The organism is Agrobacterium sp. CG674 (assembly GCF_053521645.1).
This window is the reverse complement of record NZ_JBNWDZ010000002.1, coordinates 93,245-105,473: the sequence shown is the minus strand read 5'-3', so window position 1 is coordinate 105,473 and position 12,229 is coordinate 93,245. Positions and strand designations below refer to the sequence as shown.

Below are 12,229 nucleotides of genomic sequence, written 5' to 3'. Positions count from 1 at the left end.
GGAACGAAAATGTCTGAAACAGAAAACAACTCCGCAACGGCAACGACCGCCCTCTCCTCCGACGTGACCGAAGTGCGCCGCCAGAAGCTGGCGATGCTGCGCGAGAAGGTTGGCGATGTTTACCCCGCCCATTTTCACCGCACGCTGACCAATGCGGAGCTGGCCGAGAAATATGCCGAGATTGAGCCTGACGTCGAAACCGGCGATACGGTGACGGTTGCCGGTCGCGTTTATTCCTCGCGCAATTCCGGCATGTTCATGGATATTCATGATGCTTCCGGCAAGGTGCAGATTTTCTCTCACAAGGATACGACGCCGCAAGAGGCGCGTGACCTGCTGCCGATGATCGATATTGGCGACATCATCGGCGTGACCGGCAAGGTGCGCCGCACCAAGCGCGGCGAGCTGACGATCAACGCCGAAGAAATCACCATGCTGACCAAGTCTCTGCTGCCGATGCCAGAGAAGTGGAGCGGTATTTCCGACATCGAGATCCGTTATCGCAAGCGTCATCTGGATATTCTCTCCAACGAGGAATCCAAGCTGCGCTTCCAGCAGCGGTCCAAGATCATTTCCGGCATTCGTCGCTTCATGGAAGAGGAAGCTTTCCTCGAAGTGGAAACGCCGATGCTGCAGACCGTCTATGGCGGCGCGACGGCTGATCCGTTCAAGACATTCCACAACACGCTGAAGCAGGACATGTATCTGCGCATTGCGCCGGAACTGTTTTTGAAGCGCACGCTGGTGTCTGGCCTGTCCGACAAGGTGTTCGAAATCAACCGCAACTTCCGCAATGAAGGTGTTTCCACCCGGCACAATCCGGAATTCACCATGCTGGAATGCTACTGGGCATATGCCGACTACGAAGACATTATGGGTCTGGTCGAGCGCATGTTCGAGACGCTGGCCATTGCCATCCATGGCACGACGGAACTGGAATTCCAGGGCAAGACGATTTCCTTCAAGGGTCCGTTCAAGCGCGTTCCCATGCCGGATGCGGTGAAGGAAGCGACGGGCATCGACTTCCTAAGCATCAAGACCGACGAAGAAGCCCGCGCTGCCGCCAAGGCCGCCGGTTTCGAGGTCGAGAAGGACTGGACATGGGGCGAATGCCTGGCCTTCATCTTTGAAGAAAAGGTCGAGGCAACACTGATCCAGCCGAGCCACGTCACGCATTTCCCGAAGGACATCTCGCCCTTCGCCAAGGAAGTGCCGGGCGAGCCACGTCTGGTGGAACGCTTCGAGAGCTATTGCAACGCCTGGGAAGTGGGCAACGCGTTTTCCGAGTTGAACGACCCGGAAGAACAGCGCCGCCGCATGGTGGAACAGCTGGAACAGGCCCATGCCCGTGGCGAAAAGGACAAGCAGCTGGACGACGAGTTCCTCGACGCCATCGACCAGGGCATGCCGCCCGCCGGTGGCCTCGGCATCGGTGTCGACCGTCTGGTGATGCTGCTGACCAACGCACCATCCATCCGCGACGTCATCCTGTTCCCGGCCCGCCGCCAGAAGGCGGATTGAGCGGCCTGAAAACAATCACGGAGAGGGCGGAAAAGCCGCCCTCCTCCGCTCGGCCCCCGATGACACTTCGCGCAATAAGCGGGGTTAGGGCGGCACGGCTCGTTGCGCAGCCTAATTCTGGCGCATCTCATCTCAGATTGTGATCGATATCAGGCAGCGCGTCGCAGAAGGCGAGGCTTCAATGCTCTGGCTTGGCCGGTTCTTCCGGTTTGGCAGAGGCAGGCGCGTCATGCGAGGCAGGCTCATGCGCGCCAGATTCATGCGCATTGGGTTCATCCGGCACCGGCTGCTCGCCATGTCCGGATTCAGCGGCAACGGCTTCAACCGGGCCTTTGCCGAAAATCAGCGATTTTACATAGGCAAGGCTGAACATGCTGACGGGTTCTGGCTCCGGCGTGGAGGTGAGCAATGCCGGATCATCAGAGCCGTGGCCATCCTTGGCGGTCGGCTCTCCCTCATGCCCCCCACCATGGGCGCCTTCCGGTTCCTTGGCGCCATGGCCGTCATCGGCAGGTGCGGCCTCTCCATGCCCGCCACCTTTAGCATCGCCTGATTTTTCGTGGCCCTTTGCCGCAGCACCATGCGCATCAGCGGGTGCGTGTTCGGCGGCGGGGTCGCTGCACGGGGTAAATTCATTGAGGCTTGCAGCCAGACGTTCGGTATCTTCCAGCGGAAGGTCGATCTTCAGGCCGTAGAAAACGCCCTCATCATTTGGTGCGCCATCATAATAAAAAGCGGAATAGGGCTTGGCCTGCGCGTCCGATGGAAGCTTGGTGACATCGGGAATGTAGACGACCTGGGCTGCCACGGCCCTGCCCCGCATATCCGAGCGCATGGTTGGACCCTTCTGATCCAGAACGGAAACCTGGACCAGATCAGGCTTTGTCTCGTCATAGGCGGACTTGGCAACACGCAATGCCGTCTTGATCCGATCCGTACCATCGCCGCCTTCGGTTCGGATGAATTTGCGGATCCACACAGCGCCGTTTTTCTTGATGTTGACGGTCTGGACCATGCTGCATTCCAGCCCGTTGACCGAGACTTGCGCGGTGCCGAACAGAGCTTCCTTGCCAACAAAAATAGCAGCAACGCCGGATGCTCCCCCCAAAAGGAGGACACCGCCACTGATCAATACGAACTTGCGAGAAAACCGTATTCTCTTGAACACTGATTTCACGTCGAACGTTCCGACATCCATTACCCCGTTCACTACCGCCGTTTCGGTGCGTCATGGATGACGGATTGCGAAACGGACCCAGCGCAGCAACCAAGAGTGTTGCCTTGCACGGGTCAATTCTGACGCCTTCTTGTTGAAGAAGATTTAACCGACGCAACAATCCACACCTGTAAATGAACCATTTTTGGACTCCACGTAGAATTGCGCAGATAAGCCGCAACGCGCTTTATTGCGAATGATTTGCAATATCATTGACAAACATCATGTGAGACCCCAGATTGAGATTGCGAATTATTCGCATTAGGGGTTTTATAGGTTCATGATGTCATCCGCGCTCCGTATTCTCTTCTGTGCCGCCTCGCTTCTTCTGCCTCTTTCAGCCGCAGCAAGTGAAAAACCGAAGGTCGTTACCACCTTCACCATCATTGCCGACATGGCGCGCAATGTGGCGGGTGACGCAGCGGATGTGGAAAGCATCATCAAGCCGGGCGCGGAAATTCACAACTACCAGCCAACCCCGCGTGACATTCTCAAAGCCCGCAACGCCGATCTGGTTTTGTGGAATGGCTTGAACCTTGAAATGTGGTTCCAGAAGTTTCTGGCAAACCTCGCGGGTGTGCCAAATGTGACGGTCAGCGATGGCATCACGCCGATGTCGATCAATGGCGGCGCCTATCAGGGCAAGCCCAACCCGCATGCATGGATGTCGCCGGACAACGCGCTCATCTATGTCGAAAACATTCGCAAGGCGCTGGCGCAGATCGATCCCGCCCATGCCGATCTCTACGCCGCCAATGCCAAGGCCTATTCCGACCGCATCCGACAGGAAATCCAGCCCATGCGCGATGCTATCGCCGGTCTGCCAGAGCAAAAACGCTGGCTGGTGACGAGCGAGGGCGCGTTTTCCTATCTCGCACGCGATTTTGGGCTGAAGGAACTCTATCTATGGCCCGTCAATGCCGACAGCCAGGGCACCCCGCAGCAGGTGCGCGGCGTGATCGATGCCATGCGTGAGCACAATATCAAGGTCATTTTCAGCGAAAGCACCGTTTCTCCCGACCCGGCAAAGCAGGTGGCCAAGGAAACCGGCGCGGCCTATGGCGGCATTCTCTATGTGGACTCATTGAGCGAGGCAGACGGCCCTGTGCCGACCTATCTGGACCTGTTGCGCGTGACCACGCAAACCGTTGTGAAAGGCCTGACCCAATGATGATGGGCAAGCGCAAAGCGGCGCAGACGGGATTGACGGTCGATGATGTGACCGTAACCTACCGCAACGGCCACACGGCGCTGAAAAACGCGAGCTTCTCCATTCCACGCGGCACGATCACGGCGCTTGTCGGCGTCAATGGCGCGGGAAAGTCCACCATCTTCAAGGCCATTATGGGCTTTGTGCCGCTGGCTGCTGGCTCGGTCTCCATCTTCGACCTTCCCGCCCGCGATGCGCTGAAACGCAACCTCGTGGCCTATGTGCCCCAGGCGGAAGAGGTGGACTGGAGTTTTCCGGTTCTGGTGGAGGACGTGGTCATGATGGGCCGCTACGGCCACATGAATTTCTTCCGCATTCCCTCAAAACGCGACCATCAAATGGTGGACGAGGCGCTGGCCCGCGTTGGCATGGTGGACTATCGCAAGCGCCAGATCGGCGAGCTTTCCGGCGGGCAGAAGAAGCGCGTGTTTCTGGCCCGCGCACTGGCACAGGAAGGCCAGGTCATTCTTCTGGATGAGCCTTTCACCGGTGTTGATGTGAACACCGAAGAGCAGATCGTGACGCTTTTGAAGGCGCTGCGCGACGAAGGCCGCATCATGCTGGTTTCCACCCACAATCTGGGTAGCGTGCCGGATTTTTGCGACCGCGCCGTGTTCGTCAAGGGTACCGTCATTGCATCCGGCACCACCGAAGACACGTTCAACGAAGAAAACCTGCAAAAAGCCTTTGGCGGCAGCCTGCGGCATTTCATTCTGGGCGGCACCGATCTGCACGACGATGCCGATCCGCGCCATCTGAAGGTCATCACCGATGATGAGCGGCCCTTCGTGATTTACGGCAAGAACGGAACGGCGACGACCACGGAAGTCAAACCCCATGATTGACACGCTTCTTGAGCCATTCACCTATTCCTACATGCTGAACGCCATCTGGGTCAGCGCGCTGGTGGGTGGCGTCTGCGGGTTTCTATCATCCTATCTGATGCTGAAGGGCTGGTCGCTCATCGGCGATGCGCTGTCTCATGCCATCGTTCCCGGCGTGGCTGGCGCCTACATGCTGGGGCTTCCCTTTTCGCTCGGCGCTTTCTTCTCCGGCGGACTTGCCGCTGCGGCCATGCTGTTTCTGAACCAAAAGACGCGGCTGAAAGAAGATGCGATCATCGGGCTGATCTTCACCTCCTTCTTTGGCCTTGGCCTGTTCATGGTGTCGCTCTCGCCCACCTCCATCAACATCCAGACCATCGTGCTTGGCAATATCCTCGCGATCACCCCTGAGGACACGCTCCAGCTGGCGCTGATCGGCGGCATCAGCCTTCTGGTGCTGACCTTGAAGTGGCGCGATTTCATGGTGGTTTTTTTCGATGAGAACCATGCCCGCACAGTGGGTCTCAACCCCGAAGTTCTGAAAATCATCTTTTTCACGCTGCTGGCCGCCTCGACGGTCGCTGCCTTGCAGACGGTTGGCGCGTTTCTGGTGGTGGCCATGGTGGTCACGCCAGGTGCCACCGCCTATCTGCTGACCGACCGGTTCGAACGGCTGATCGGCATGAGCTTCGGCATTGGCGCTGCAACCAGTTTCACCGGCGCGTATCTGAGCTATTTTCTCGATGGCGCAACGGGCGGCATCATCGTGGTGCTGCAAACGCTGATCTTCCTGACCGCTTTCGTGTTTGCGCCCAAACATGGCTATCTCGCCTCGCGTGCCAAGGCGAAAGCTGCGCTGGAGACAGCGCCATGAGCGAAAACATGCAACTGGCAATTCTGCCCTTCCAGCTTCCCTTCATGCAATCTGCCTTCATCATCACGCTGATGATTGCCGTGCCCATGGCGATGCTGTCCTGTCTGCTGGTGCTGAAGGGCTGGTCGCTGATGGGAGACGCGGTGTCCCATGCCGTGCTGCCGGGCGTCGTCATCGCCTATATCATCGGCATTCCCTTCTCCATCGGGGCCTTCATCGCGGGTATGATCTGCGCGCTCGGCACCGGATTTGTGAAGGAAAACAGCCGCATCAAGGAAGATACGGTCCTTGGCATCGTTTTTTCAGGCATGTTCGGGCTGGGCCTTGTTCTCTACGTGAAAGTGCAGAGCGACGTGCATCTGGACCATATATTGTTCGGAGACATGCTGGGCGTGGCGATGGGCGACATCATCGAGACAGGCCTGATTGCCGCAGCCGCCACACTGTTTCTGGTGCTGCTGCGCAAGGATCTGCTCGTTCATGCTTTTGACGCCCAACACGCCAAGGCCATTGGACTGCCAGTACGCCTGCTGCATTACGGACTGCTGGCCGTTCTTTCGCTGACGGTGGTGGGCGCGTTGCAGGCCATCGGCATCATTCTATCCGTCGCCATGCTGGTGGCCCCCGGCGCCATCGCCTTCCTGCTGGCGCGACGGTTTTCCAGCATGATTTTGGTCGCCATATCGGTTGCGATCACCGCCTCCATCATCGGCATATGGGCAAGCTTCCTGATCGACAGTGCGCCTGCACCGACCATCGTCCTCATCATGAGTGCAATGTTCATTCTGGCCTTCCTGCGCACGACATTAAAGGCCGGCACGGAACAGGTCATTTGAGGCCCGCCCTTTCGCACTGAAGAGAATATTTCAGACCGGCTGGAACTTCTCGCCATGGTTCGGCGTCATAGCTGAAGGTTGGAGCCTTTAGGCCTCGACCGCATCATTTGACGCGAAGGGAACGACCATGTTGAAGTGGGCACTGATATTTTTTGTTATTTCGCTGATCGCCGGTGTTTTCGGCTTTACCGGAATTTCCGCAGCGACAGCGGGCATCGCGCGCATTCTGTTCTTCATCGCCGTGGTCGTGTTCCTGATCTTCGTTGTTCTGGCGCTGATGGCAGGTCAGGCCATTCTCTAAGACCCGATTTTAACGAAAAACGGCGGACCGCAAGGCCCGCCGTTTTTTGTTGCGTCATACCAACATTCGCGGTCAGCCCGTCCAGCCACCATCGATCACATGGATCTGCCCAGTGGTGAAACCGGCCTCATCAGATGCGAGATAGGTGACGAGGGCTGCGATTTCTTCTGGCGTGGCGATGCGGCCCATGGGCTGGCGGGCAATAAAGTCAGCCAGTGCCTGCTCATAATTTCCCGTGGCGCGCAGCCGCTCATGCAGCGAGGGGCTATCCACCGTACCGGGGCAGATGGCGTTGCAGCGAACGCCCTTGGTGACGAAATCCGAAGCGATGGATTTTGTAAGGCCGATGACGGCGGCCTTCGACGCCGTATAGGCGAAGCGGTTGGGCACACCTTTCACGCTGGATGCGACCGACGACATGTTGACGATGGCGCCCTTACCGTTTTCCAGCATCGCGGGAAGAAATGCTCTGATGGTGCGGTACATGGCTTTCGCATTCAGATCGAATGAGAAATCCCAGTCCTTTTCATCACAATCGAGAATGGTGCCGGAATGGACGAAGCCAGCGCAATTGAACAGCACATCGGCACGACCGATCTCGGCTGCCAAGGCCTTGACCGCCTCTGCATCCAACACGTTCAGGACGCGCGTTTCAGCGCCCTCAAGCGTTGCCAATGCGGCCTCGTTGATATCTGTGGCGATGACGCGGGCGCCAAGTTGGATGAACCGTTCCGCTGTCGCGCGGCCAATGCCCTGCCCTGCGGCGGTAATGACGACCGTCTGGCCGCTGAAATTCTGCGCCATGCGCTTTCTCCTCCCGCGCCTAAGCGCCTGATGCAATCGAATATGGATCGACAATTCATAAGTAAACAGTGTATTCATGACACGTCAAGTGAACCGGGCCAGCGATGATGCATGGTGCTGTCATCTTGTGACGCAGGGCCACGATGATTGAAGACGAGAATGAGAAATACCGCGCACCGGCGCTCGACAAGGGGCTCGACATTCTCGAGCTTTTGGCCAGCACAGATGGTGGTTTGACACAGGTGGAAATTGCCAAGGCGATTGGCAAAAGTCCCAATGAATTTTACCGGATGCTCGACCGGCTGGTGCGTCGCGGCTATGTGCAGCGCCAGGATGGAGACCGGTTTTTCCTGACGCTGAAACTCTTTGGCCTTGCCCATTTTCACGCGCCGTTGAGACGGCTGGTTTCCTTCGCTGCCCCCGTTATGCGGGATTTTTCCAACAAGGCGGGACAGGCCTGCCATCTGGCCGTCTATGATCGCGGCTCCGTCGTGGTCATCGCCCAGCAGGAACCCTCCACCTATTGGGCGCTGTCCATTCGGGTTGGTGCGCAGATGAGCCTGTTCAACACCGGCTCCGGCCATGTGCTCCTGGCATTCCAGAACGATGCCCAGCGAGACAGGATGATTGCCGAGCAACTACGCGGCGGTGAGGAAAAGGCCGTGCCGGATGGATTGCTGGAGAGGCTGGCGCAGGTGAGAGAAAATGGCTTTGAAAACATGCCGAGCCTGCAAACCGCCGGGGTGCGCAACATCTCCGCACCGGTTTTGACGCTGGATGGCACCGCGCTGGCGGTTATCACCTGCCCCTTCATCGCATCGCTGAACGATGGCGCACCCGGCGCCGATGATTGCCTTGCGCTTATCGGTCAGGCAGCACGAACGATTTCGCAAGTCGCGGCCGGACAATAAAAAACGCGACCGGCAGGGGACCGATCGCGTTTTCTTTGACTGGAGGTATTATACCTTAATAACGGCAGACCTCAGCAAAGGTTCCGCAAAAAATGCGGGGAGCTTAAGCCGCCAGTTCCTTGCGAACGATTTCGCGCAGGGAAACGAGGTCCTTGGCGAACTGACGAATACCTTCCGACAGCTTTTCCGTTGCCATGGCATCTTCGTTCAGCTGCCAGCGGAATGTCTTCTCGTCCATGGACTGCAATGGGCTGGCCGTTGCATTGTCTGGCGAAAGCTTTCGCTCCAGCGTGCCGGTGTCCTTGTCCAGCTCTTCCAGAAGTGCCGGGCTGATGGTCAGGCGGTCGCAACCAGCCAGGGCTTCGATCTCGCCGACATTGCGGAAGGATGCGCCCATGACAACGGTTTCGATGCCATTGGCCTTGTAATAATTGTAGATTTCGCGAACCGAGACGACACCGGGATCGGTCTCGGATGTGTAGTTCTCACCCGTGGACTTCTTGTACCAATCCAGAATACGGCCGACGAAAGGCGAAATCAGAAACGCCTTGGCTTCTGCGCAGGCAATCGCCTGAGCCTGCGAGAACAGCAGTGTCAGGTTGCAATCGATGCCTTCAGCCTGAAGCACTTCGGCAGCCTTGATGCCTTCCCATGTGGAAGCCAGCTTGATGAGGATTCGGTCCCGCTCGATGCCGCGTTCCTTGTAACCGGCAATGATCTGGTGTGCCTTGGCAATGGACGCCTTGGTATCGAAGGACAGGTCGGCATCGACTTCGGTCGATACGCGGCCGGGAACCAGATCAACCAGTGCAGCGCCAACCGAAATTGCCAGACGGTCTGCCACGGAGCCAACAACGGCGTCGGAATTTCCGCCCTGCTTCTTGCCCCAGGATACGGCTTCCTTCACGGCATCGGCAAACATCGGCGTGCCAAGCGCCTTGAGCACGATGGATGGGTTGGTGGTGCAATCCACCGGCTTCAGGCGCGCGACCGCCTCGATATCGCCGGTATCGGCCACAACCGTTGTGATTTCGCGAAGTTGGTCAAGTTTGGACTTCATGCCGTTTGATCCTCGTGATCTTAATGAAACTGCTTCAAGCCAGTTTTGCCCACGCGTCAAATTGCGGCGCCGGAACCGGTTTTTTCAAGCTGCGAGTATCGCGGTCAAAATGGCAAAGTCAAGACATTTGCGCATTCCATTTGACATAAGTTTCATACCGGCGATACTTGCTCGATAACAAAACCATGGCGAAGACAGTGGCAAAACTGAGAAGAGAGACCCATACGGCCTATTCCGAAGCCGCTTCCCTGCGGCTGCGGGCGGCGTGGCTGTATTACAATCAGGGCATGACGCAGAAAGACGTGGCGGAGAAGCTTGGCATCAGCCGCTCCACCGTCATCCGGCTTCTGGACGAGGCGATGAAACGATCCGAGGTGCAGATCTGGATCAATGAGGGCATTGAGGATTACGTTGAACTCGCCATAAAACTGGAAGCGGCCTACGGGCTGGATGAAGCCATCATCATTCCCTCGGCCTCTGCCAAAGCAGAGGATATTGCCAAGGCGGTGGGCCTTGCCCTTGGCCAGTTCCTCTCCGAAGCCGTGCCTGACAATGCCACCATCGGCGTCGGCTGGGGCCGCACCATGACGGCATCGCTTTCCAGCTTCCGCCCGCCACGCCGGGAAAACTGCAAGGTCGTTTCACTTTTAGGCGGTATCGTTGCCGTCCATCAGACCAACCCGCTGGATTACACTTGGCGGCTGGCGAGCGCGCTGGGTGCGGAATGCTACATGTTCCTTGCGCCGCTTCTGGTGGATTCGGAAGAAACGCGGCGCGCGCTGATCGAAAAATGCGGGCTGAACACGCTGTTCGAGCTTGCCGAAAATCTCGACCTTGCCATTGTCAGCTGCGGTGACATCGGGCCACATTCCACCTCGCTCTCGGAAGGCTTCATTTCCAGAGAGACCCATGAGGAACTGGTGGCGGCAGGATGCGTCTGCGACACCATGTTCAACTTCATCGATGCTGAAGGGCGTTCCGTCGATCACCCCATCAACCAGCGCGCCATGGCCATTGGCCTCGACACGCTGAAAAAAGCAAAACACATCGTGCTCGCCTCCGGCGGCGCCCACCGCGCCACTGCCATCCGCGCCACCATCAAACGCATCGGCTGCAACACGCTGATAACGGATGAGGCAGCCGCACGGGCGTTGCTGGAGCTGGGGGAATGTGGGAACTGAGGAAACAAGGTCCCGCCTCAAATCAAACCTTGCCGGTTTCCCATCCCAGCATGGCGCGTTTGCGGGTGAGGCCCCAATGGTAGCCCGTTAGCGCGCCGCTTTTGCCGACGGCGCGGTGGCAGGGGACGACGAAGGAGATGGGGTTGGCGCCGATGGCGGCGCCGACGGCGCGGGATGCTTTGGGCTGGCCGATATCATGGGCGACGTGGGAATAGGTGACGGCCTTGCCAAGCGGAATCTTGAGCAGGCTTTTCCAGACACGCACCTGAAAATCCGTACCCAGTAGAACGACGCGCAGGGGCTGTTCGCTGCTCCAGCGTTGTGGGTCGAAAATGCGGGTGGCGTAGGGTGCGGTGGCCATGGTGTCTTCCAGATAATCCGCGTTGGGCCAGCGGCGGGACATGTCTTCGAAACAAGCCTGCTCCTCACCCGCATCGGCAAAGGCGCAGCCAGCCAGCCCGCGATCTGTGATCATGATGAGCGCAAGACCGAAGGGCGACGGGTGGAAGCCGTAGCGGATCTGAAGGCCAGCGCCTTTGGCTTTCCATTCGCCGGGAGACATGGCCTCGTGGGTGACGAAGAGATCATGCAGGCGACCGGGCCCCGACATGCCGACTTCCAATGCCGTTTCCAGAAGCGGAAGGCTTTCCTCGCGGAGCAGCCGCTTGGCGTGATCAATAGTCACGGCCTGAAGGAAAGCTTTAGGCGACAGGCCAGCCCAGCGCGTAAAGGTCTTCTGTAACTGTGTGGGGGATTGGTCGAGTTTGGCGGCGATGGTTTCGAGAGAGGGCTGATCGCGATAGTCCAGCGTCAGGACCTCGATGACCCGCCGCACGGTCTCGTAGTCCGATCCAACAGGCGTGATATCCTCGCTGAGGGTGATGCTGGCATTCATGGCGTCTCTCCTTGAACATCAACCAACCACGCAGAGCCGCTTTTCTCCACCCGTTTCTTGCCACGAGGCCTAGATTCGCAGCCGCACCGTGGCAAGCGCCCCGCGAAAGGCCTTCGCAAAGCTTTCCCGGTCATCCGGATTGAGGAACGAGCCGATGTCGGTCACCCGTCCCTCGCCCGACACATGCATGGACAGGATGCCGATTTCATCATGGCGTTTAACCCGAAAGCGCGCCCAGAACGGGTTGAATTGATGCTCCACCACGCGGCCCGCCGGAGAGATTTTACGGATGGACAGGTTGGTGCGCGACACGGTGACTTCCTCACGCGCTTTGGCCGACCGATAATTGGCGCGGAACGCAATGTAGAGAAGAAGAAAATCAACGCCTAGAAACAGGCCGATGGGCCATGCCCCGGTGACCATGAAGAAAGCGCCATAGACGAGACACACGGTTCCCGTGAGCCCTAAAAGCACGTAAAATCCCTTGCGCCCGAGGGAGCGATAGGGAACAAGTTCCGCTGCAAAAACCGGCTTTTCGTTCACGCTGTCCACGTTGCGGTCCTCGTCCAATGCTTCGCAGGAAGCTGACATCAGAT

13 protein-coding genes are annotated in these 12,229 nt (G+C 58.1%); 8 read left to right on the top strand and 5 right to left on the bottom strand.

From position 1 onward, the window contains the following. Positions 1-9: 9 nt before the first annotated feature. Positions 10-1,521, top strand: a complete 1,512-nt coding sequence (lysS, locus tag ACQZ51_RS05770) for a lysine--tRNA ligase (RefSeq protein WP_448775928.1) — start codon at positions 10-12, stop codon at positions 1,519-1,521. 178 nt (positions 1,522-1,699) lie between these two features. Here the strand turns inward: lysS and ACQZ51_RS05765 are convergent, their stop codons facing one another. Next, on the bottom strand, positions 1,700-2,698 hold the full coding sequence (locus ACQZ51_RS05765) for a hypothetical protein (protein WP_448775926.1): 999 nt from the start codon (positions 2,696-2,698) through the stop codon (positions 1,700-1,702). A gap of 322 nt (positions 2,699-3,020) precedes the next feature. Here ACQZ51_RS05765 and ACQZ51_RS05760 point away from each other — a divergent pair, with 322 nt between their 5' ends. The 5 genes from ACQZ51_RS05760 (at position 3,021) to ACQZ51_RS05740 (ending at position 6,782) form a co-directional block, all read left to right on the top strand. Continuing rightward, on the top strand, positions 3,021-3,908 hold the full coding sequence (locus ACQZ51_RS05760) for a metal ABC transporter substrate-binding protein (RefSeq protein ID WP_448776587.1): 888 nt from the start codon (positions 3,021-3,023) through the stop codon (positions 3,906-3,908). After that, positions 3,908-4,792 (top strand): manganese/iron ABC transporter ATP-binding protein, encoded by an 885-nt coding sequence (locus ACQZ51_RS05755; protein WP_448776585.1) that lies wholly within the window; start codon positions 3,908-3,910, stop codon positions 4,790-4,792. The genes ACQZ51_RS05760 and ACQZ51_RS05755 overlap by 1 nt, the downstream gene beginning before the upstream one ends. After that, complete coding sequence (locus ACQZ51_RS05750; RefSeq protein ID WP_448775924.1) at positions 4,785-5,645, top strand: metal ABC transporter permease; 861 nt, start codon at positions 4,785-4,787, stop codon at positions 5,643-5,645. The genes ACQZ51_RS05755 and ACQZ51_RS05750 overlap by 8 nt, the downstream gene beginning before the upstream one ends. Beyond that, complete coding sequence (locus tag ACQZ51_RS05745; RefSeq protein ID WP_448775922.1) at positions 5,642-6,481, top strand: metal ABC transporter permease; 840 nt, start codon at positions 5,642-5,644, stop codon at positions 6,479-6,481. Before ACQZ51_RS05750 ends, ACQZ51_RS05745 begins: the two co-directional genes overlap by 4 nt. Positions 6,482-6,608: 127 nt before the next feature. Further along, positions 6,609-6,782, top strand: a complete 174-nt coding sequence (locus ACQZ51_RS05740; protein WP_042617663.1) for a DUF1328 domain-containing protein — start codon at positions 6,609-6,611, stop codon at positions 6,780-6,782. 72 nt (positions 6,783-6,854) lie between these two features. Here ACQZ51_RS05740 and ACQZ51_RS05735 read toward each other — a convergent pair whose 3' ends face one another. Further along, positions 6,855-7,586, bottom strand: a complete 732-nt coding sequence (locus tag ACQZ51_RS05735; RefSeq protein ID WP_448775919.1) for an SDR family oxidoreductase — start codon at positions 7,584-7,586, stop codon at positions 6,855-6,857. Positions 7,587-7,729: 143 nt separating this feature from the next. Here ACQZ51_RS05735 and ACQZ51_RS05730 point away from each other — a divergent pair, with 143 nt between their 5' ends. Then, complete coding sequence (locus ACQZ51_RS05730) at positions 7,730-8,497, top strand: IclR family transcriptional regulator (RefSeq protein ID WP_448775917.1); 768 nt, start codon at positions 7,730-7,732, stop codon at positions 8,495-8,497. A 103-nt stretch (positions 8,498-8,600) separates the two neighbouring features. Here the strand turns inward: ACQZ51_RS05730 and tal are convergent, their stop codons facing one another. Then, the gene (gene tal, locus ACQZ51_RS05725; RefSeq protein ID WP_042617666.1) at positions 8,601-9,557 is read right to left on the bottom strand and encodes a transaldolase; all 957 of its coding nucleotides are present in this window, start codon (positions 9,555-9,557) and stop codon (positions 8,601-8,603) included. Positions 9,558-9,742: 185 nt separating this feature from the next. Between tal and ACQZ51_RS05720 the strand changes: the two genes are divergently transcribed. Then, entirely contained in the window at positions 9,743-10,738 is a 996-nt protein-coding gene (locus tag ACQZ51_RS05720; protein WP_448775916.1) for a sugar-binding transcriptional regulator, read from the top strand. A 22-nt stretch (positions 10,739-10,760) separates the two neighbouring features. Here the strand turns inward: ACQZ51_RS05720 and ACQZ51_RS05715 are convergent, their stop codons facing one another. Further along, positions 10,761-11,633, bottom strand: a complete 873-nt coding sequence (locus tag ACQZ51_RS05715) for a methylated-DNA--[protein]-cysteine S-methyltransferase (RefSeq protein ID WP_448775915.1) — start codon at positions 11,631-11,633, stop codon at positions 10,761-10,763. A 69-nt stretch (positions 11,634-11,702) separates the two neighbouring features. Further along, positions 11,703-12,224, bottom strand: coding sequence for a DUF2244 domain-containing protein (locus ACQZ51_RS05710; RefSeq protein WP_448776584.1), 522 nt, complete (start codon positions 12,222-12,224; stop codon positions 11,703-11,705). Positions 12,225-12,229 lie beyond the last annotated feature (5 nt).

What these genes read in the sequence shown, in the direction of transcription:
- lysS (WP_448775928.1), top strand. Translation starts at nt 10, where the DNA reads ATGTCTGAAACAGAAAACAACTCCGCAACGGCAACGACCGCCCTCTCC.
- ACQZ51_RS05760 (WP_448776587.1), top strand. Translation starts at nt 3,021, where the DNA reads ATGTCATCCGCGCTCCGTATTCTCTTCTGTGCCGCCTCGCTTCTTCTG.
- ACQZ51_RS05755 (WP_448776585.1), top strand. Translation starts at nt 3,908, where the DNA reads ATGATGGGCAAGCGCAAAGCGGCGCAGACGGGATTGACGGTCGATGAT.
- ACQZ51_RS05750 (WP_448775924.1), top strand. Translation starts at nt 4,785, where the DNA reads ATGATTGACACGCTTCTTGAGCCATTCACCTATTCCTACATGCTGAAC.
- ACQZ51_RS05745 (WP_448775922.1), top strand. Translation starts at nt 5,642, where the DNA reads ATGAGCGAAAACATGCAACTGGCAATTCTGCCCTTCCAGCTTCCCTTC.
- ACQZ51_RS05740 (WP_042617663.1), top strand. Translation starts at nt 6,609, where the DNA reads ATGTTGAAGTGGGCACTGATATTTTTTGTTATTTCGCTGATCGCCGGT.
- ACQZ51_RS05735 (WP_448775919.1), bottom strand. Translation starts at nt 7,586, where the DNA reads ATGGCGCAGAATTTCAGCGGCCAGACGGTCGTCATTACCGCCGCAGGG.
- ACQZ51_RS05730 (WP_448775917.1), top strand. Translation starts at nt 7,730, where the DNA reads ATGATTGAAGACGAGAATGAGAAATACCGCGCACCGGCGCTCGACAAG.
- tal (WP_042617666.1), bottom strand. Translation starts at nt 9,557, where the DNA reads ATGAAGTCCAAACTTGACCAACTTCGCGAAATCACAACGGTTGTGGCC.
- ACQZ51_RS05720 (WP_448775916.1), top strand. Translation starts at nt 9,743, where the DNA reads ATGGCGAAGACAGTGGCAAAACTGAGAAGAGAGACCCATACGGCCTAT.
- ACQZ51_RS05715 (WP_448775915.1), bottom strand. Translation starts at nt 11,633, where the DNA reads ATGAATGCCAGCATCACCCTCAGCGAGGATATCACGCCTGTTGGATCG.
- ACQZ51_RS05710 (WP_448776584.1), bottom strand. Translation starts at nt 12,224, where the DNA reads ATGTCAGCTTCCTGCGAAGCATTGGACGAGGACCGCAACGTGGACAGC.